An 18,938-nucleotide genomic window follows, 5' to 3' on the forward strand; every position below is an offset into this window, starting at 1 on the left:
CTGCTCACTGCGGTGGCGTCGCGCGCGGGCTCCCATGATCCGCACCAGCGCCCGAAGCGGGCTCCTGCGCTCTCAGCCGCGCGCTCAGTTCCTTGAATTTCAGCCCGGCCGTCTCGTCGCCCTGCGCGGCCGCGGCCGCGTAATACGCGCGCGCGATGTTCAGGTTCTGCGTGACGCCGTCGCCACCGCGCTCGTAGAACGACGCGGTCACGTACTGCGCAGTCGGCTCGCCCGCGTCGGCCGCCTGCTTGTACCACTCGAACGCCCGCCGGTTGTCGCGCGGCGTGCCGCGCCCGTCGAGGAACTGGTTCGCGAGCGACAGCTCGGCCTGCACGTGCCCCTGCTTCGCCGCGCGCAGGAACCAGCGGTGCGCTTCGGCCGGGTTGCGCGCAACGAACTCGCCGTCGTCGAACATGCGCCCGTACACGTACTGCGCATGCGACATGTTCGCGTCGGCCGCCCGCTTCAGCCAGCGCAGCCCTTCGTCGACGTTCGCGCTCACGCCGACACCCGTGAGCAGCATCATCGCGTAGTTGAACTGCGCGAGCCGGTCGCCGCGTTCGGCCGCGTCGTGGAACTGCACCAGCGCCGCGCGATAGTCGCCCGCGTTGTAGTCGGCCACCGCGGATTGCGTCTCGCGCGCCGGGTCCGGCTTCGCGTGCGGCGCATTCTGCGCAACCGCCGCGACGCATACGGCCCACAGCCCGAGCAGCGCGCCGATCCGCCCGCGTACGCCGGCCGTAAGCCGCACACCTTCGTGCCCCGCGCCGTCGCCATCGTTCATGACCGCACCTCCTGCAATGCCTGGCGCGTCGCGCGCAGCAGCCAGCTCACGTCGGCCGACAGCGTGATCATCCGGAAGCCGGCCTCGCGATACTGGCGCGCGGTTGCGGTATCGCTCGCAAAGATGCCGACCGCGACGCCGGCCTGCTTGCCGGCCGCGAGCACGCGCGCGATCGCGGTTTCGACGTCCGGATGGCGGCTGTCGCCGAGGTGCCCGAGGCTCGCCGCCAGATCGGCCGGGCCGACGAACAGGCAGTCGACGCCCGGCGTCGCGGCGATCCGCTCGACTTCGTCGATGCCGCGCGCCGATTCGATCTGCACGATCACCGCGACCTGCGCGTTCGCCGTCTGCAGGTAATCGCGGCGCATGCCGAACGCCGCCGCACGCACCATGCCGGCCACGCCACGCAGCCCGTCGGGGGAATCCGGCGACGGGAAGCGCGTGAGCCGCACCGCGTGCGCGGCCTCGTCGGGCGTCTCGATGCACGGGAACATCAGCGTGCGCGCGCCGGCGTCGAGCGCGCGCTTCACGAGCCACGGCTCGCGCCCCGGCACACGCACGACGGGTTCGCTCGGCAGGTGCGCGGCGGCCAGCGCGCGCAGTTGCGACGCGACGTCGCGGCTGTCGTTCGGCGCATGCTCCATGTCGATGCAGAGCCAGTCGTAGCCTGCGTGGGCGAGCGCTTCCGCGGCCGAATCGCAGCCGAGCGACAGCCACAGGCCGTACAGCGGCTCGTCGCCGTCGTGCAGGCGTTGTTTGAGGGAATTGGTGAGCGTGCTCATCGATACGGGCTCCTGGACGGAACGGCAATCGAACGGGACAAGCAACGGGCGAAGCGGGCGCGATACGCCGGGCCGCGATGCCCGGCGGCGCCGGACCGGGCCCTGGAACGTCAGTCGGTCGTGAGCAGCCGATCTGACAGCGCGGGCCGCGCAATGCCGCACGGATGTGTTTTCCGGTGCCACGCAACGATCATAGCGCGGCGTCACGCGGAATGTGGGAACAGGCGGGGAACGGCGCCGGGCGGGGCCACGCGGCGCGGCGGCAGGCAGCCCGCGCCGGCTGGCGGGGCTGCCGGGAAGGCAGGATCAGCGGCCGGGCTGGCGCTCGACGTCGGCCCAGCAGTTCGGCGTTTCGTACAGGCGCACGCGCTCCAGGCGCAGGTTCACGCCGTAGTGCGCGTCGTACACGTTCGCGAGAATGTCGAACGCGATCGCCGCGAGGTTCTCGACGGTCGGGATCCGGTCGAGCACGACGGTCTTGTGGTCGGCCATCTGCTCGAGGAACGAGCGCACGACTTCGTCGCGCGCGTAGACCAGGAACGCGTGATCCCACTTGTTGACGAGGTGCTCGACCGCGAGCGCCTTCACGTCGGCGAAGTCCATCACCATGCCGCGATCGGGCGCCCCCTCGGTATCGACGAGATCGCCGCGCAGCGTGACTTCGAGCACGTAGCGATGGCCGTGCAGGTTGCGGCACTGGCTGCGGTGATCGGGAATGCGGTGGCCCGCGTCGAATTCGAGTTTTCGGGTAATCAGCACGATGTCAAAAGCCGTGGCTCAGGGAATGTTCAGATATTTGTGGGTCTGCATCGACAGCCGCCACTGCGGATGCCGCTTGCACCAGTCGATCGCGAGCTTCGTATTGAGGTCGCGCGACGGGCCGTCCATCGGCTGCACGAGAAAATACTCGAAATCGAGCTTCGCGTAATCGGCCAGCCGCTGGTTGTCCTGCGGGATCACGACCTTCAGTTCGTTGCCCTTCGTGACGACGAGCGGCGCGTCGGCCTTCGGGCTCACGCAGATCCAGTCGATCGTCTCGAGCACCGGCAGCGAGCCGTTGGTCTCGATCGCGATCTCGAAGCCCGCCGCGTGCAGCGCGTCGACGAGCGGCTGGTCGAGCTGCAGCATCGGCTCGCCGCCCGTGCAGACGACGAAGCGGTGCGCCTCGCCGTCCGGCCACAGGCCGGCGATCGTCGCGACGAGCGCGTCGGCGTCCTTGAACTTGCCGCCGTTCTCGCCGTCGGTGCCGACGAAGTCGGTATCGCAGAAGCGGCACACGGCATCCGCCCGATCCTCTTCGCGGCCCGACCACAGATTGCAGCCGGCGAACCGGCAGAACACGGCCGGACGGCCCGCGTTCGCGCCCTCGCCCTGCAACGTGTAGAAAATTTCCTTGACCGCGTAAGTCATCGTGCTTCGTCCGGCTCGCGCCGCTCGTTGTCGATCAGAATCCGTTATCCATCCAGCGCTGCCGGCGCACCCGCGTCACAGCGGTGCTTCGGTCACGCGCTCGCCCTTCAGGTAGGCCTCGTAGCCGCGCTTGCGCAGCTTGCAGGCCGGGCATTCGCCGCAGCCGAAGCCCCAGTCGTGCAGTTCCGCGCGCTCGCCCACGTAGCACGTGTGCGTCTCGACGCGGATCAGCTCGACGAGCGCCTCGCCGCCGAGCTGCTCGGCGAGTTGCCAGGTCTGCGCCTTGTCGAGCCACATCAGCGGCGTCTCGAGCACCATGCGCGTGTCCATGCCGAGGTTCAGCGCGACCTGCAGCGCCTTCATCGTATCGTCGCGGCAGTCCGGGTAGCCCGAGAAATCGGTCTCGCACATCCCGCCGACCAGCACGCGCAAGCCGCGGCGATAGGCGATCGCGGCCGCGATCGTCATGAACAGCAGGTTGCGGCCCGGCACGAACGTGTTCGGCAAGCCGTTCGCCGCGGTCTCGATCTCGATCGTGCGGGTCATCGCGGTATCGCTGATCGCGCCGAGCACCGACAGGTCGACCATGTGATCGTCGCCGAGGCGGTCGGCCCACGCGGGAAACTGACGCTTCAGCGCGTCGCGCACGCCTTCGCGACATTCGAGTTCGACGCGGTGGCGCTGGCCGTAATCGAAGCCGAGCGTCTCGACCGTCTGGTAGCGTTCGAGGGCCCAGGCCACGCACGTGGCCGAGTCCTGCCCGCCGGAAAACAACACGAGCGCGCCGTCTTTAGCGTCTGTCCGAATCACCGTGATACTCCGTGAATGTGTAGGCTCGCGTCGCGCTGCGCCCCGGGGCCGGCTGCCGCCGGGCGGCCCGACGCGTGCCGGCCTGCGCCGGCTCGACCAGTATAGGCAGCGCGGTCGGCCGCGAACGCGGCGGAGCGCTTATACCGCCCATCGCGCGGCATCGTTGCCGCACATCACGGCAGCGCCTGCGGGCAGCCTTGCCGGGCGCCTGAAGCGATGCGCTAAGTCATTGAGCGGGCACGGATTTTATCACGCCCCGACGAATGCTGCCGGGCGCGCCGCCAATGCCGCGCAAACCCACCACAAACGAAAAACCCCAAGAACCTTCCGATTCTTGGGGTTGGAACTGCTGGTGGCCTGGGACGGAATCGAACCATCGACACGCGGATTTTCAATCCGCTGCTCTACCAACTGAGCTACCGGGCCAACGAAGAAACAAAGTATATCGAGCTTTACTGAGTCGCACAAGGGGTTTCGTGAAATTTCTTATACGGCCCCTTCCGACGGCTTCTTGCCGAGCTCGACGCCGAGCTGCTTGAGCTTGCGATACAGGTGCGTGCGCTCGAGGCCCGTCTTCTCCGCGACGCGCGTCATGCTGCCGTTCTCGCGCGCGAGGTGATATTCGAAGTACGCGCGTTCGAACGCATCGCGCGCTTCGCGCAACGGGATGTCGAACGGAATCGCGGCCGTCTGGCCCGCGAGGCCGAGCGCCGCGGCCATGTCGTCGCCGAGCGTCGGCAGCGCGGCCGCGGATGCGACCGCCGCCGGGCCCGATGCCTGGCCGCCGCCCGCCTTCGCCGCCGCATTGGCAGACACCGGTGCCGCGCCGCGCGCGAGACCGTGCTCGACGGACTTCAGCAGCTTCTGCAGCGCGATCGGCTTCTCGAGGAAATCGAGTGCGCCGATCTTCGTCGCCTCGACGGCGGTATCGATCGTCGCGTGCCCGGACATCATGATCACGGGCATCGTCAACAGGCCCTGCGCCGCCCATTCCTTGAGCAGCGTGACGCCGTCGGTATCGGGCATCCAGATATCGAGCAGCACGAGATCGGGCGCCTGATTCAGACGGTATTCCCGCGCGGCCTGCGCGTTTTCCGCCGCCTCGACGACATGTCCTTCATCGCTGAGGATCTCCGAGAGCAATTCCCGGATGCCCATTTCATCATCTACCACCAGGATGGTTGCCATTTACGCTGCCTTTGTCTGCACACTTGCTTTTGTCTTGGCGGGAGCCGCCCCGCCCTGCGCGCCGGATTCGACGCCTGGCGTATCGCTCGCCATCTGCAGGAACAGGATCGACACCTGCGCACCCTCGACGGTCTCGCCGTGCATGCGATTGCGCAGATCGATCCGCGCGCCGTGCTCATCGACGATTTTCTTGACCGTGGCCAATCCGAGCCCCGTGCCCTTCGCCTTCGTCGTCACGTAAGGCTCGAACGCACGGGTCAGGATGCGTGCCGGAAAACCGGGCCCGTTGTCGGACACGGTAAGACGTACCGCGACGCGCGTTTTGCCCTCGGCGTCGGGGTCGCCATATTCTACTGTCTTGGTTTCGATCAACACACGCGGATGCGCGACGTCCGCGACCGAATCCTGCGCGTTCTGCAGCAGGTTGTGAATCACCTGGCGCAGTTGCGTCGCGTCGCCGCGGATCACCGGCAGCGACGGCGCGAGTTCGGCGACGATCGCGCTCTTGCCTTCGCCGACACCATACAGCCCGAGCACCTCGCTCGCCAGTTCGTTCAGCTGCAGGTTGGCGAGCACCGCCGGCGGCGTGCGCGCATATTCGCGGAAGTCGTCGACCATCCGCTTCATCGCGGCCACCTGGTTGACGATCATCGTCGCGCCGCGCTTGAGCACGTCGGCATCGGGCGGCGCGAGCTTGTCGGACAGCTTCATCTGCAGCCGCTCGGCCGACAGCTGGATCGGCGTCAGCGGGTTCTTGATCTCGTGCGCGAGCCGCCGCGCGACCTCGCCCCATGCGACCGAACGCTGCGCGGAAATCACGTCGGAGATGTCGTCGAACACGACGACGTAGCCGGACGTTTGCGGATCGTCGGCCTCGCCCTCGACGGTCGATACGAGGCGCGTGCCGCGTACGAGCAAGGTCAGCGGATCGGCTTCGCCCGGCACTTCGATCGCGAACTGCTGCTGCCAGTGGCCGCGGTCGCCGCCGCCGTCGTCGGACGCCGCTTCGCGATCGGCGAACGCCTTGCGCACCATCGCGCCGAATTCCGCGACGACGCCGATCCGGTCGAGCGCCGTGCCGATCATCGCGCCGAACGGTTGCCGGAAAATGCGCTCGGCGCCGCGGTTGGCCGTCGTCAGCCGGAACTGGCGATCGAGCACGAACACGCCGGCGGTCAGGTTCGCGAGGATGCTCTCGAGATAGGTCTTCGAATGCTCGAGCGCGACGCGGTTCTTCTCGACCGCGAGCCGCGCCTCGGACAGCTGGCGCGTCATCGCATTGAACGACTGCGTGAGGAAGCCGAGCTCGTCGCGCGACTTGATCTCGCGCTTCGGCGTGTAGTCGCCTTCCGTGATCTCCTTCGTGCCCTGCGCGAGCAGGAACAGCGGCCGCGCGAGCTGCTGGCCGAGCGCGAGCGCGAGCATCATCGCGATGAAGGTCGCGAGGAACAGCGCGAGCGTCAGCGTGCCGATGTACATCTTGCGCAAGCCCGTGCGGCCGAGCGATTTTTCCTGGTACTCGCGATACGCGCGCTGCACCGCGTCGGCATTGTGCGCGAGCGTGGGCGGCACCGGCTGCGTGAGCTGCAGGAACCGCTCCGCCGGCTGCAGCAGCGACGTCGTCGCGTCGGGAATCGGCCGCACGACACGCAGCCGCAGCGCGCCCTTCGCGCCGTGCGCGCGCGGGTCGCCGTCGACCTCGCCCTCGATCGCCGCATACGCGCCGTGTTCGCGCGCCTGGCTCAGCATCAGCGGCGTCGGCAGGTCGTCCGGAATCAGCGCGGCGAAATTGCCCGATGCCTGCGCGACGATGTGCAGGTCGGGCGCCGCGCCGGAGCCGCCGCGGCTCGGCTCGACGATCGTCGCATCCTGCACGCCGAACTGGTCGCGCAGGCGCAAGAGCGTGAGCGTCGTGCCGTTCGTGTTCGCATCGACGCTCGCGAGCTGGTCGGACATCAGCCGCGCCTTCGTCTGCAGGTCGGACAGCGACGCGTCGAGCATCCCGCGGCCGAGGTTCAGGCCGGCCGTCAGCGCGGTCTCGACGTTCACGTCGAACCACGACTCGATACTGCGCGACACGAACTGGTACGACACGATGTAGATGATCCCGCCCGGCACCACGCCGACGAGCGCGAAGAACACCGCGAGCTTCGCGAGCAGCCGCGTGCCGAACTTGCCCTTCCTCAGGCGCACGACGATCATCCCGATCAGCCCGAGCACCACGAGCAGGAACACGAGCGCGACGACGATGTTCGTCGCGTACAGCCACGAGTAGTAGCGGTCGAAGAATTCGGTGTTCGCGCTCGCGGCCGCGAGCAGCACGAGCAGCAGCAATGCGGTGATCGCGACGGTCGAGACGATCACGCGAACGAGGAGGCTCTTCCCGCTGGCCGCGCGGCGCACTTTATTTAGCACGTTCGGTCACCGTGAAGGTAAAGCGCTTCCAGTCCGACCCGAGCGTCCAGTCGCGGTTGTTCACCGCGTCGACCTGGAACGGCTTCGGCATCAGCGCCGTATCGAGCTGCATCCGCACCGAGGCCGTGTAGGTTTCGCCGGCACGCACCTGGTTGCGGTCGATCACGTGCCACGACGTGATGTGCCGGACGACCGCGAGCGCGTCCTTCAGCGACGGGAAGCCGAGTTGCAGGCCGCCCGTCGACACGCGGTACTCGCGCGTGAGCGGCTGGAACGACAGCCGGATCGTCTGCGACACCGACACCGGCTGCTCGTCGAACCAGTACCAGCGCGCGCGGCCCAGTTCGAAGTCGGTCGTGAAGTAAAGCGGGATGCCCTTGTTGACGGCATCCTCGAGGTTCGGATTCAGCTCGAAATCGAAGCGGGCATCGAGGCTCCAGCCGCTTCCGTCAGCCTGCAGCGATGCGCGCTGCACGGCGATCGACTCGGCGCGCGCCGGCCGAACGACCGTCAGGCACAGCGTCAACGCGACCAGCAGGACGGCCGCAAGCCGAAGTGGAAATAGGTGTTTGATCGTCACCGTTTCTGAAACCGCGCGTAGAAAAATCCGTCGTGATCGGTGTTCTGGTCGCGTGCGCCGGCCGCCCCGCCGTGCACGCCGCCCGGCAGCAGTTGGCCGGGCGCGTCCAATCGTACCGCATCTTCACAGGCCGCTTCAAACCAGCGCGCCTGCAATTCACCTTCCTCGGGGAAGATCGAACAGGTCACGTAGAGCAGTTCGCCGCCCGGTTTCACCAGCGGCCACAACGCGCTCAGGATGCGGCGCTGTTCCGCGACGAGCGCGGCGATGTCGGCTTCGCGGCGCAGCCAGCGGATGTCGGGATGACGGCGCACGATGCCGGACGCCGAGCACGGCACGTCGGCCAGGATGCGATCGAACGGACGGCCGTCGTACCACGCGTCCGGTGCGCCCGCGTCGCCGACGCGCACGTCCGCCGCGAGCGACAGGCGCGCGAGGTTCTCGCCGATACGCGCCGCGCGCGTCGCGTCGCTTTCGAGCGCAACGACTTCCGCGTCGGCCAGTTCGAGGATATGCCCGGTCTTGCCGCCCGGTGCCGCGCACGCGTCGAGCACGCGCATGCCGTCGCGCGCACCGAGCCATTCGGCCGCGAGCTGCGCGCCGGCGTCCTGCACCGACACGACGCCATCGGCGAAGCCCGGAATGCGATCGACCGGCAGCGCCGACGCGAGCCGCACCGCGTGACGGCCGATCGCGGTCGCGTCGATCCCGCTCGCACGCAGCGTGTCGAGATACGCGTCGACGCTCGCGCGGCGCGCGTTCACGCGCAGCGTCAGCGGCCCCTGGCGCTCGCCGGCCGCGAGGATCGCCTGCCATGCGTCGGGCCATGCGCGCTTCACCGCGTCGACCCACCAGGTGCGGTAATTCCAGCGCGCGACCGGATCGTCCTGCAGCGCCGCGACGAGCATGTCGCGCTCGCGCAGGAAACGCCGCAGCACCGCGTTGACCAGCCCCTTCGCGAACGCGTATTCGCGTCGCGCGCCGATTACAGTCACGGCCTGGTCGACGATCGTGAACGCCGGATATGCAGCCGTTTCCTCCGGATCGAGCAGCAGCGCGAATGCGCCGGCGAGCACCGCATGCACATGCGCGGGCGGCGCTTTGCTGACGAGCCGGCCGATCAGCCAATCGGCGCTCCCGAGACGACGCATCGTCCGATACGCAACGTCCTGCGTCGCGCCGCGCGCGAGCGCCTGCGTGCCGGCCGGCATCTGCGCGAACACCGCGGCCAGTGCCGCCGGCAGCGCGGTGCCGCGCCGCACCGCATCGACTGCCTGCGCGGCCGCGTCGAGCGCGAAGCCCAGCGAATCGGGCGCGAGATGCAGCGCGGACGGGCGCGCCGGGCGGCCGGAGGAAGACGGGGCGGAGGAACGGGTTCGTGTCATCGGAACGGAATCGGCAATCAAGCGCGGCAAGCAGGCACGGCAAACACAGGCGGCAAACGGCGGGATCGCAACGGCCCCGAGGCCGCGCGATTCCAAACCGCGCATTGTAGCGTGCGACCGCGCGAACCCTTTGGCCCCTTTACGGCGCGCAGAAATGAAAAACCCCGCAGCGCGAAGCGTGCGGGGTGGCATCGCGCCCCCGCGCGGCAATGGCCGCGCGATGCGCCTGGGATCAATCGAAGCGGCCGGTACGGGCCATCTCCATCAGGCGCGCGATGCGTTCCTCGGTCGCCGGGTGCGTGGAGAACAGGTTCTGCAGGCCGCCGCCGTGCAGCGGGTTCATGATCATCATCTGCGCGGTGGCCGGATGCGCTTCGGCCGCCTGGAACGGGATGCCTGCCGCATAGCGATGGATCTTGTCGAGCGCGGTGGCGAGCGACTGCGGATCGCCGGAGATCTGCGCGCCGCCGCGGTCGGCCTCGAACTCGCGCGCCCGCGAGATCGCCATCTGGATCAGCGCACCGGCGATCGGCGCGAGCAGCGCGACCGCAATCCCCGCGATCGGGTTGGCCGGACGGCCGTTTTCGTCGCGGCCGCCGAAGAACATCGCGAAGTTGGCCAGCGCCGAAATCGCGCCCGCCATCGTCGCGGTGATCGTCGAGATCAGGATGTCGCGGTGCTTCACGTGCGCGAGCTCGTGCGCCATCACGCCGCGCATCTCGCGCTCGGACAGCACGCGCAGGATGCCCGTCGTCGCGGCGACTGCCGCGTGCTCGGGGTTGCGGCCCGTGGCGAACGCGTTCGGCGCGTCCTCGTTGATCAGGTAGACGCGCGGCATCGGCAGGTTCGCGCGCGTGGCGAGTTCGCGCACCATCCGGTAGAACTGCGGCGCCGTGTTCTCGTCGACTTCCTGCGCGTTGTACATGCGCAGCACCATCTTGTCGGAGAACCAGTATGAGAAGAAATTCATGCCGAGCGCGAACAGCAGCGCGATCGTCATGCCGCGCGAGCCACCGATCATGCCGCCGATCACGATGAACAGGGCCGTGATCGCGGCCATCAGCATCGCCGTTTTGACCCAATTGAACATACCCACTCCTTATCCGTCAGGGGACCCGCCGACATCACAGTGCGCGGCGGAAAATTGTAAGCGATTTGTTAGATAAGGTCTTGCCGGAAAAATTCAATTTCAGCGTTGCGTCGCCGCGAGCCGCAGCCCGAGGCCGACGAAGGCGCTGCCCACCGTGCGATCCAGCCATTTCCTGACGCCCGGCTTGCCGGAAAAGCGCTGTGTGACGCTACCCGCGACCCACGCGACGATGCAGCTCCAGACGGTGCTCATCACGAGGAACACCGAACCGAGGGCCAGGAACGCCAGCGCCTTGTGCGGGCTGTCGGCCGACACGAACTGCGGGAAGAACGACACGAAGAACAGCACGACCTTCGGATTCAGCACGTTGGTCCAGAAACCCTGCATGAACAACTGGCGCAGCGGCTTCGCGGCCGTGACCTGCGCCGCCTCGGCGCCTGCCGGCGCGGCGGCCTGCTTCGTGACGATCATGCGCACGCCGAGGTAGATCAGGTAAGCGGCACCGACCAGCTTGATCGCCGTGAACGCGGCGGCCGACGCCGCGAGCAGCGCGGTCAGGCCGAATGCGCACGCAAGCGCGTGCACGCAGCAGCCGGCCGAGATGCCGAGCGCCGACATCAGCCCCGCGCCACGGCCCTGCGCGACGCTGCGGCCGACGATGTACGCCGTATCGGGGCCGGGCGTGACGTTCAGCAGGAAGACCGCGAGCACGAAGAAGCCGAAATGGGTGATGCCAAGCATGAGAACCTCGAAACCGGAATGCGCAGGGAAATTCTACGCGCGCCTGCCGCGCCGCGCGACTCGGCCATCCGGCCGATTGCGCGCGGGCGCGATGCCGGGTCGAATGACGCTCAGGCCGCGTCAGGCAACGCGAAGCGCTGGCCCGCGGCGAGCGGCGAGCCGGCCAGGAATTCGCGCGCGGGCAGCCGCTTGCCGCCCGGTTTCTGCAGTTGCGTGACGCGCAGCGCGCCGCTGCCGCAGGCAACGACCACGCCCTCCGGCGCAGCCTCGACGATCGTGCCGGGCGCCACGTCGACAGTCGTGCCGCGCGCCGCCACCGGTTCGGCCGCCCACAGCTTGATGGCCGCGCCGTCGAGCGTGGCGACGCCGCCCGGGAACGGGTCGAACGCGCGCACCTGGCGCGCGAGCACGTCGGCCGGCTTGCGCCAGTCGAGCGCCGCTTCGTGCTTGCCGATCTTTTCCGCATAGGTCACGCCGTCGGCCGGCTGCGGCGTGGCGGGCAGCGTGCCGTCGCGCTCGAGCCGCACCAGCGCATCGACGATCAGCCGCGCGCCGTCGGCGGCGAGCCGGTCGTGGAGCGTGGCGGTCGTGTCGTCGGACGCGATCGCGACGCGCGCTTCCTCGATCATCGCGCCGGTGTCGAGGCCGACGTCCATCTGCATCAGCGTGACGCCCGTCTCGGCGTCACCGGCCTCGATCGCGCGGTGGATCGGCGCGGCGCCGCGCCAGCGCGGCAGCAGCGACGCGTGGATGTTGATGCAGCCGGCACGCGGAATGTCGAGCACTTCCTGCGGCAGCAGCAGGCCGTATGCGGCGACCACCATCACGTCGTGCGGGGTCGCGCGCAGCAGCTCGATCGCGTCGGCCGCCTCCGCGGGGTACTTGCCCGCGCGGCGCAGCGACGGCGGCTGCGCGACGGGCATCCCGTGCTCGACGGCATAGCGCTTCACGACGCTCGCCTGCAGTTTCATCCCGCGCCCGGCCGGGCGATCGGGCTGGGTGAGCACGAGCGGCACCGGAAAACCGGCCTCGTGGATCGCGGCGAGTGCGGCCGCGGCGAATTCCGGCGTGCCGGCAAAAATCACGCGCAACGTATGGGTCATGACAGCGTTCGGGATCGGGCTGGGCACACGCGCGTCACATCGCGCGTTCGAGTTTCTTCATCTTCGTCTTGATGCGGGTCTGCTTCAGCGGCGACAGATATTCGACGAACACGCGCCCCATCAGGTGATCCATCTCGTGCTGCACGCACACGGCCAGGAGGCCCTCGCAGTCGAGCTCGAAGGTCTCGCCGTGCTCGTTGAGCGCACGTACACGGACGTGGTCGGGACGCTCGACTTCGTCGTAGATCCCGGGCACCGACAGGCAGCCCTCCTCGTAGACCTGTTTCACGTCGCTCGACCAGACGATCTCGGGGTTGATGAACGCGCGCAGCTCGTTCTTCTCCTCGGAGACGTCGATCACGATCACGCGCTCGTGCACGTCGACCTGCGTCGCCGCGAGGCCGATGCCCGGCGCGGCGTACATGGTTTCGGCCATGTCGGCGACGAGCTTGCGGATCCGGTCGTCGACCTTGTCGACGGGCTTCGCGACCTTGTGCAGTCGCTTGTCGGGGTAATGAAGAATGTTCAGCAAAGCCATGGTGTTCGGTATTCGGTGGAGCGGCGTGCCGCATCGGCCATCCGGCCGGCTGGCGCCGCCGCCGGGATGCAATGAAGATGAGGCAGACGCGCGGCATATCAACGCCGCGGGTCATGCCTCCTGCAATTGGCCGGGCGCCCGTGCGCGCGGCCCTGTCGAGTATTTCGGATGATGAAAATTTTATCATGGCGCCACGCGCTCCGCTGGCCGCCGCGTTCGAGGGGAACCTCATGTCGCCGCAAGCGCTGACGACTTCGGCGTTGCGCGCGTGGCTGCAGCTCGCGCATGCGCCGGGCATCCCACCCGCCGTGCTGCACGCGCTGCTCGACGCATTCGGCTCGCCGACGGCGCTGCTCGCCGCGTCCGACCAGGCCATCGGCGCGGCGAGCAGCGCTGCCGCCGCGCGGGCGGTGCGCGCCAGCGAGCGGGACGACCTCGACGCATGCACCGACGCCGCGCTGGCATGGCTCGACACACCGGGCAACGCGATCGTCACGCTCAACGATCCCGTCTATCCGCCACGGCTGCGCGACCTGCACGACCCGCCGCCGCTGCTATATGTAAAGGGCAGGCTCGACCTGCTGCATGCACGCGGGCTCGCCGTGGTCGGCAGCCGCCATGCGACGCCGCAAGGGCTCGCCGACGCCACGCGCTTCGCACATGCGCTGTCCGACGCGGGGCTCGCGATCGTCTCCGGTCTCGCGCTCGGCATCGACGGCGCCGCGCATCGCGGCGGGCTCGACGGCCGCGCCGGCACGGTCGCTGTGATCGCGACGGGCGCCGATCTCGTCTATCCGGCGCGGCACCGCACGCTTGCGCACGACATTGCCGCGCGCGGCGCGATCCTGTCCGAATGGCCGCTCGGCACGCCCGCGCGGGCGTCGCATTTCCCTCAGCGCAACCGGCTGATCGCCGCGCTCGCGCTCGGCGTGCTCGTCGTCGAAGCCGCGCCGCGCTCCGGCTCGCTGATCACCGCACGCCTCGCGAATGAGCTGGGCCGCGACGTGTTCGCGATGCCAGGCTCGATCCACGCGCCGCTCGCGCAGGGCTGCCACGCGCTGATCCGCGACGGCGCGAAGCTCACCGCGACACCGTTCGACGTGCTCGAGGAGTACGGGCTGGACGAACCGGCAACGCACACCGCCCACGCCGCGGCGAATTCGCGTACGCACCCCGATAACGGCGAAACAGCCGACACCGTGGGGCGACGCGCGGGCGAGCATGTCGGGAAACCGGCTTCCGCCGCTCCATCCACCGCATCGACCGGAAACGAAGGCGTGCCGCCCGACGACCCGGCAGAACGATCCGTGCTCGCCGCACTGGGATACGGCCCCGTTACTTACGAGTGGCTCGCCGAGCACAGCGGCCTGTCGGATGACGCGCTGCATCGCGCGCTGCTCGCGCTCGAACTGGCCGGCCGCGTCGCGAGCGTGCCCGGCGGACGCTTCGCGCGGCTTGACGTGGCGCCCACTCCGCCCGCGTCCGGCGTGCTACAGTCCCCCGCATAGGGCGGCCCGTGCCGCCGACGCTACCCAAGGAATTCCATGCCCGCGCTGAATCTCGACACCGATGCCGATCGGATCGCCGAGCGCCTCGCCGATCCCGACACGCTGCTGGTCGCCTGCCTGTGCGCCGAGTGGTGCGGCACCTGCCGCGACTACCGGACGGCCTTCGACCAGCTCGCCGACACCCATCCCGACGCCTGCTTCGCGTGGATCGACATCGAAACCCATGCCGACCGGCTCGACGATCTCGACGTCGAGAATTTCCCGACGATCCTGATCGAGGACGCGAACACCGCGCGCTTCTTCGGCACGGTGCTGCCGCACGCGACGATCGTCGAACGGATGCTGTCCGACCTGAGCGCCGTGCCCGGCGCGCCGCACGCACCGAAATTGCGCAATATCCTGAACGTCGAGGCGTGAACCGGCCGGGCGGCTTTTCGCGCCGTTGCGCGTGCCGCCGCGCCGGGCGCGCTTGCCGCCGTTGCGCCCCCCCTCTATGATGAGCCGCTTTTTGCACGCCGAGCCGCCGTCGCTGCGGCGTGTGCTATAAAGCCGTCGTAAAAGGGACCCACGCCGGCGAACCCGGTCTACCAACACACATCTGTCATGTCCAAAGCTCTGATCATTGCGGAAAAGCCTTCTGTCGCGAACGACATCGCGCGCGCTTTGGGCGGCTTTACCAAGCATGACGAATACTTCGAGAGCGACGAATTCGTCCTGTCGTCCGCGGTCGGCCACCTGCTGGAAATCGCCGCCCCGGAAGAGTACGAGGTCAAGCGCGGGAAATGGAGCTTCGCTCATCTGCCCGTCATCCCCCCGCATTTCGACCTGAACCCGATCGCAAAAAGCGAGTCGCGCCTGAAAGTCCTGACCAAGCTGATGAAGCGCAAGGACGTCGACCGCCTGATCAACGCATGTGACGCGGGGCGCGAGGGCGAGCTGATTTTCCGCCTGATCGTGCAGCACGCGAAGGCGAAGCAGCCGGTCCAGCGCCTGTGGCTGCAGTCGATGACGCCGCAGGCGATCCGCGACGGTTTCGCGCACCTGCGCACCGACTCGGACATGCAGCCGCTCGCCGACGCCGCACGCTGCCGCTCGGAAGCCGACTGGCTCGTCGGGATCAACGGCACGCGCGCGATGACCGCGTTCAACAGCAAGGGCGGCGGCTTCTTCCTGACGACCGTCGGCCGCGTTCAGACGCCAACCTTGTCGATCGTCGTCGAACGTGAAGAGAAAATCCGCCGCTTCATCCCGCGCGACTACTGGGAAGTGAAGGCCGAGTTCGCATGCGCGGGCGGCTTCTACGAAGGCAAGTGGTTCGACCCGAAATTCAAGCGCGACGAATTCGATCCGGAAAAGCGCGACTCGCGCCTCTGGAGCCTGCCGGCCGCCGAAACGATCGTCGCCGCGTGCCGCGACCAGGTCGGCACGGTGTCCGAGGAATCGAAGCCGTCGACCCAGCTGTCGCCGCTGCTGTTCGACCTGACGAGCCTTCAGCGCGAAGCGAACAGCCGCTTCGGCTTCTCCGCGAAGAACACGCTCGGTCTCGCGCAGGCGCTGTATGAAAAGCACAAGGTACTGACGTACCCGCGTACCGACGCGCGCGCGCTGCCGGAAGACTACATTTCGACGGTGCAGTCCACGCTCGAGATGCTCAAGGAGAGCCACAACTACCTGCCGCACGCGAAGCAGGTGCTCGACAAGGGCTGGGTGAAGCCGAACAAGCGGATCTTCGACAACTCGAAGATCAGCGACCACTTCGCCATCATCCCGACGCTGCAGGCGCCGAAGTCGCTGTCCGAGCCGGAGCAGAAGCTGTACGACATGGTCGTGAAGCGCTTCCTCGCGGTGTTCTTCCCGGCGGCCGAGTTCCGCGTCACGACGCGGATCACCGAAGTCGCCGGCCATCACTTCAAGACCGAAGGCAAGGTGCTCGTCGAGCCGGGCTGGCTGCAGGTGTACGGACGCGACGCCGAAGGCGCGGACGCGAACCTCGTGCCGGTGCAGAAGGACGAGAAGGTGAAGACGGACGAGATCGCCGCGGTCGCGCTCGTGACGAAACCGCCTGCACGCTACTCGGAAGCGACACTGCTGTCCGCGATGGAAGGCGCGGGCAAGCTCGTCGAGGACGACGAGCTGCGCGAGGCGATGGCCGCGAAGGGCCTCGGCACGCCGGCGACGCGCGCGGCGATCATCGAAGGCCTGCTCGGCGAGAAGTATCTCGTGCGCGAAGGCCGCGAGCTGATCCCGACCGCGAAGGCATTCCAGCTGATGACGCTGCTGCGCGGGCTCGGCGTGAAGGAACTGACCGCGCCCGAGCTCACCGGCGAATGGGAATACAAGCTGTCGCAGATGGAGCGCGGCAACCTCGGGCGCGACGCGTTCATGCAGGAAATCGCCCGCATGACGCAGCAGATCGTCAAGCGCGCGAAGGAATACGATTCCGACACGATCCCCGGCGATTACGCGACGCTCGAGACGCCGTGCCCGAACTGCGGCGGCCAGGTGAAGGAAAACTACCGCCGCTTCGCATGCACGAAGTGCGAGTTCTCGATCTCGAAGATTCCGGGCAGCCGGCAGTTCGAGATCGCGGAAGTCGAGGAGCTGCTGCGGGAAAAAACCATCGGCCCGCTGTCCGGCTTCCGCAGCAAGATGGGCCGTCCGTTCTCGGCGATCCTGAAGCTCTCGTTCGACGACGAAACGAAGAACTACAAGCTCGAGTTCGACTTCGGCCAGGACCAGGGCGGCGAGGAAGGCGAAGCGCCCGACTTCTCCGCGCAGGAACCGGTCGGCGCATGCCCGAAATGCAAGGGCCGCGTGTTCGAGCACGGGATGAGCTATGTGTGCGAGCACTCGGTCGCGAATCCGAAGACCTGCGACTTCCGTTCGGGCAAGGTGATCCTGCAGCAGGAAATCACGCGCGAGCAGATGGCGAAACTGCTGGCCGACGGCCGCACGGATCTGCTGCCGAACTTCAAGTCGTCGCGCACGGGCCGCAACTTCAAGGCATTCCTCGTGAAGCAGCCGGACGGCAAGATCGGTTTCGAGTTCGAGAAGAAGGAACCGAAGGCCGCTGCCGCGAAGAAGACGGCAAAATCGGCGACGAAGGATGCCGAAACCGTGACGGAAGGCGCCGACGAGAAACCGGCACCGGCGCGCAAGACCGCCGCCCGCAAGACGACGGCGCGCAAGACGGGCTCCTGACGCACCGGGCGCCGGGGTTTCCCGGCCCGTAGTAAGCCGGTGAACCGGCGATAAAAAAACGCGGATCGATCGCTCGATCCGCGTTTTTTCTTGGTGCCTGCTGCCGGCCGTGCCGGTGCGCGGCCGCCGCGCCGTTACAGCGGCGACGGCACCGCGACGCGCGCGCGCGGCGAACGCGCGAGCCGCGGCTGCAGGTTCGGATCGGTCGACTCGGGCGGCTCGGCACGCATCTCGACACCGATCGGCGCAGGCGCCGCACTCTGTGCGGCCCACTGTTCGCCCATCATCGCGTCGGTCGAGTGGCTGAAATATTCGACGAGGTGATCGATGAACGTGCGCACCTTCGCGGGCAGGTGGCGCCGGCTCGGATACGCGATGTTGATCTCGACCTGCGGCAGCCGGAAATCCGGCAGCAGCCGGACCAGCGCGCCGCGCGCGATGTCGCTGCCGATCAGGTAGCTGGGCAGGATCGCGACGCCCATCCCGAGCAGCGCGAACTGGCGCAGCATCGCGGTATTGTTCGCGACGATCACGTTGGTCGGGCGCACGCGCACTTCGCCGTCCGGCCCGGTGAACACGCGCTCGTCGCCCCAGTATTCGGTCGGCAGGCTCAGCGCCGGGTGTTCGGCGAGATGCTCCGGATGGGTCGGCACGCCGTGCTTTTCCAGGTAGCTCGGCGTCGCGCACACGGTCATGCAGCCCGTGGTCAGCCGACGCGTGACGATGCTCGCGCTGCGCATCTGGCGCGTGACGACGATGCCGACGTCGAAACCTTCCTCGACGAGATCGACCTGGCGGTCGACCAGCGTCAGATCCGGCACCACTTTCGGGAAATTCTCGGTGTACGACTGCAGGACGGGCGCAAGGTTGTGCAGGCCGAACACGACCGGCGCGACGATGCGCAACGTGCCGACCGGCTCGTGATTGCGCGCGACGACCATCTGCTCGACATCCTCGAGCTCATCGAGAATCTGGCGCGCCCGCTCCAGATAGACCTGGCCCGACTCCGTCAGCGAAAGGCTGCGCGTGGTGCGGTTCAGCAGGCGCGTGCCGAGCCGGCCTTCCAGATCGGCGACGTGACGCGTCGCGACCGCGTTGGAAATATCCATTGCACTCGCGGCCCGCGCGAAACTGCCGAGATCCGCAACCTTGACGAACACGCGCATCGACTGCAAATGATCCATAACGACTCCTGCCGCTGTTACAACTTCAAAAAGTTGAAGCAAATGCGTAATTCTCCTACGACAGCGGAAATGATGCAGAGTTGCTCAACAAGGGCCGCCTTGACGATAAAAATAGTCAAAAATCCTCACTCATCGCGAATGGATGATCCAATTATTCTGATTGAAGCAACAATTGGGTGAACCTCGTCGAGGAAACGTCCGAATCAGGAAGGACGTATT

17 protein-coding genes and 1 tRNA gene are annotated in these 18,938 nt (G+C 67.8%); 3 read left to right on the forward strand and 15 right to left on the reverse strand.

The window, feature by feature from the left end; genetic code table 11:
* Positions 1-4 precede the first annotated feature (4 nt).
* The 14 genes from U4Z64_RS05910 to def all read right to left on the reverse strand — a co-directional run bounded on the left by U4Z64_RS05910 (position 5) and on the right by def (position 12,826).
* Positions 5-784 (reverse strand): tetratricopeptide repeat protein, encoded by a 780-nt coding sequence (locus tag U4Z64_RS05910; protein ID WP_321819449.1) that lies wholly within the window; start codon positions 782-784, stop codon positions 5-7.
* The gene (locus U4Z64_RS05915; protein ID WP_044847358.1) at positions 781-1,566 is read right to left on the reverse strand and encodes an HpcH/HpaI aldolase family protein; all 786 of its coding nucleotides are present in this window, start codon (positions 1,564-1,566) and stop codon (positions 781-783) included. The genes U4Z64_RS05910 and U4Z64_RS05915 overlap by 4 nt, the downstream gene beginning before the upstream one ends.
* Positions 1,567-1,872: 306 nt before the next feature.
* The gene (queD, locus tag U4Z64_RS05920) at positions 1,873-2,325 is read right to left on the reverse strand and encodes a 6-carboxytetrahydropterin synthase QueD (protein ID WP_044847357.1); all 453 of its coding nucleotides are present in this window, start codon (positions 2,323-2,325) and stop codon (positions 1,873-1,875) included.
* Positions 2,326-2,343: 18 nt separating this feature from the next.
* Positions 2,344-2,976, reverse strand: coding sequence for a 7-carboxy-7-deazaguanine synthase (gene queE / locus U4Z64_RS05925; protein ID WP_044847356.1), 633 nt, complete (start codon positions 2,974-2,976; stop codon positions 2,344-2,346).
* Between the two features lie 75 nt (positions 2,977-3,051).
* Positions 3,052-3,786 carry a 7-cyano-7-deazaguanine synthase QueC gene (gene queC / locus U4Z64_RS05930; protein ID WP_044847355.1) on the reverse strand — a complete coding sequence of 245 codons (735 nt, stop codon included), beginning with the start codon at positions 3,784-3,786 and terminating at the stop codon, positions 3,052-3,054.
* A 350-nt stretch (positions 3,787-4,136) separates the two neighbouring features.
* Positions 4,137-4,212 (reverse strand) — tRNA-Phe (locus tag U4Z64_RS05935).
* A gap of 60 nt (positions 4,213-4,272) precedes the next feature.
* The gene (gene esaR / locus U4Z64_RS05940) at positions 4,273-4,974 is read right to left on the reverse strand and encodes a response regulator transcription factor EsaR (protein ID WP_044847354.1); all 702 of its coding nucleotides are present in this window, start codon (positions 4,972-4,974) and stop codon (positions 4,273-4,275) included.
* Positions 4,975-7,389, reverse strand: coding sequence for a sensor histidine kinase EsaS (gene esaS, locus U4Z64_RS05945; protein WP_124570768.1), 2,415 nt, complete (start codon positions 7,387-7,389; stop codon positions 4,975-4,977). It lies immediately after the preceding gene.
* Positions 7,379-7,969, reverse strand: a complete 591-nt coding sequence (locus U4Z64_RS05950) for a DUF4390 domain-containing protein (protein WP_044847362.1) — start codon at positions 7,967-7,969, stop codon at positions 7,379-7,381. The genes esaS and U4Z64_RS05950 overlap by 11 nt, the downstream gene beginning before the upstream one ends.
* Positions 7,966-9,354 carry a 16S rRNA (cytosine(967)-C(5))-methyltransferase RsmB gene (gene rsmB, locus U4Z64_RS05955; protein ID WP_321819450.1) on the reverse strand — a complete coding sequence of 463 codons (1,389 nt, stop codon included), beginning with the start codon at positions 9,352-9,354 and terminating at the stop codon, positions 7,966-7,968. The genes U4Z64_RS05950 and rsmB overlap by 4 nt, the downstream gene beginning before the upstream one ends.
* Positions 9,355-9,586: 232 nt before the next feature.
* Positions 9,587-10,444, reverse strand: coding sequence for a zinc metalloprotease HtpX (gene htpX, locus U4Z64_RS05960; protein WP_006485774.1), 858 nt, complete (start codon positions 10,442-10,444; stop codon positions 9,587-9,589).
* 99 nt (positions 10,445-10,543) lie between these two features.
* Positions 10,544-11,185, reverse strand: coding sequence for a LysE family translocator (locus U4Z64_RS05965; RefSeq protein ID WP_321819451.1), 642 nt, complete (start codon positions 11,183-11,185; stop codon positions 10,544-10,546).
* A gap of 110 nt (positions 11,186-11,295) precedes the next feature.
* A complete protein-coding gene (gene fmt, locus U4Z64_RS05970; RefSeq protein ID WP_321819452.1) occupies positions 11,296-12,288 on the reverse strand; it encodes a methionyl-tRNA formyltransferase in 993 nt (330 codons plus the stop codon).
* Positions 12,289-12,322: 34 nt separating this feature from the next.
* Positions 12,323-12,826 carry a peptide deformylase gene (gene def, locus U4Z64_RS05975; RefSeq protein WP_044847349.1) on the reverse strand — a complete coding sequence of 168 codons (504 nt, stop codon included), beginning with the start codon at positions 12,824-12,826 and terminating at the stop codon, positions 12,323-12,325.
* Positions 12,827-12,897: 71 nt separating this feature from the next.
* Here def and dprA point away from each other — a divergent pair, with 71 nt between their 5' ends.
* From dprA to U4Z64_RS05990, 3 genes are all read left to right on the forward strand, one after another.
* Complete coding sequence (dprA, locus tag U4Z64_RS05980) at positions 12,898-14,334, forward strand: DNA-processing protein DprA (protein WP_415750552.1); 1,437 nt, start codon at positions 12,898-12,900, stop codon at positions 14,332-14,334.
* Positions 14,335-14,370: 36 nt separating this feature from the next.
* Positions 14,371-14,751 (forward strand): thioredoxin family protein, encoded by a 381-nt coding sequence (locus tag U4Z64_RS05985; RefSeq protein ID WP_044847347.1) that lies wholly within the window; start codon positions 14,371-14,373, stop codon positions 14,749-14,751.
* 186 nt (positions 14,752-14,937) lie between these two features.
* On the forward strand, positions 14,938-17,535 hold the full coding sequence (locus tag U4Z64_RS05990; RefSeq protein WP_044847346.1) for a DNA topoisomerase III: 2,598 nt from the start codon (positions 14,938-14,940) through the stop codon (positions 17,533-17,535).
* A gap of 134 nt (positions 17,536-17,669) precedes the next feature.
* Here U4Z64_RS05990 and U4Z64_RS05995 read toward each other — a convergent pair whose 3' ends face one another.
* Positions 17,670-18,719: a LysR family transcriptional regulator gene (locus tag U4Z64_RS05995; RefSeq protein ID WP_044847345.1), complete on the reverse strand. Its 1,050-nt coding sequence runs from the start codon at positions 18,717-18,719 to the stop codon at positions 17,670-17,672.
* Positions 18,720-18,938: the final 219 nt, after the last annotated feature.

Origin of the sequence: Burkholderia sp. BCC1996, assembly GCF_905339955.1 — a bacterium.
Taxonomy (GTDB): domain Bacteria; phylum Pseudomonadota; class Gammaproteobacteria; order Burkholderiales; family Burkholderiaceae; genus Burkholderia.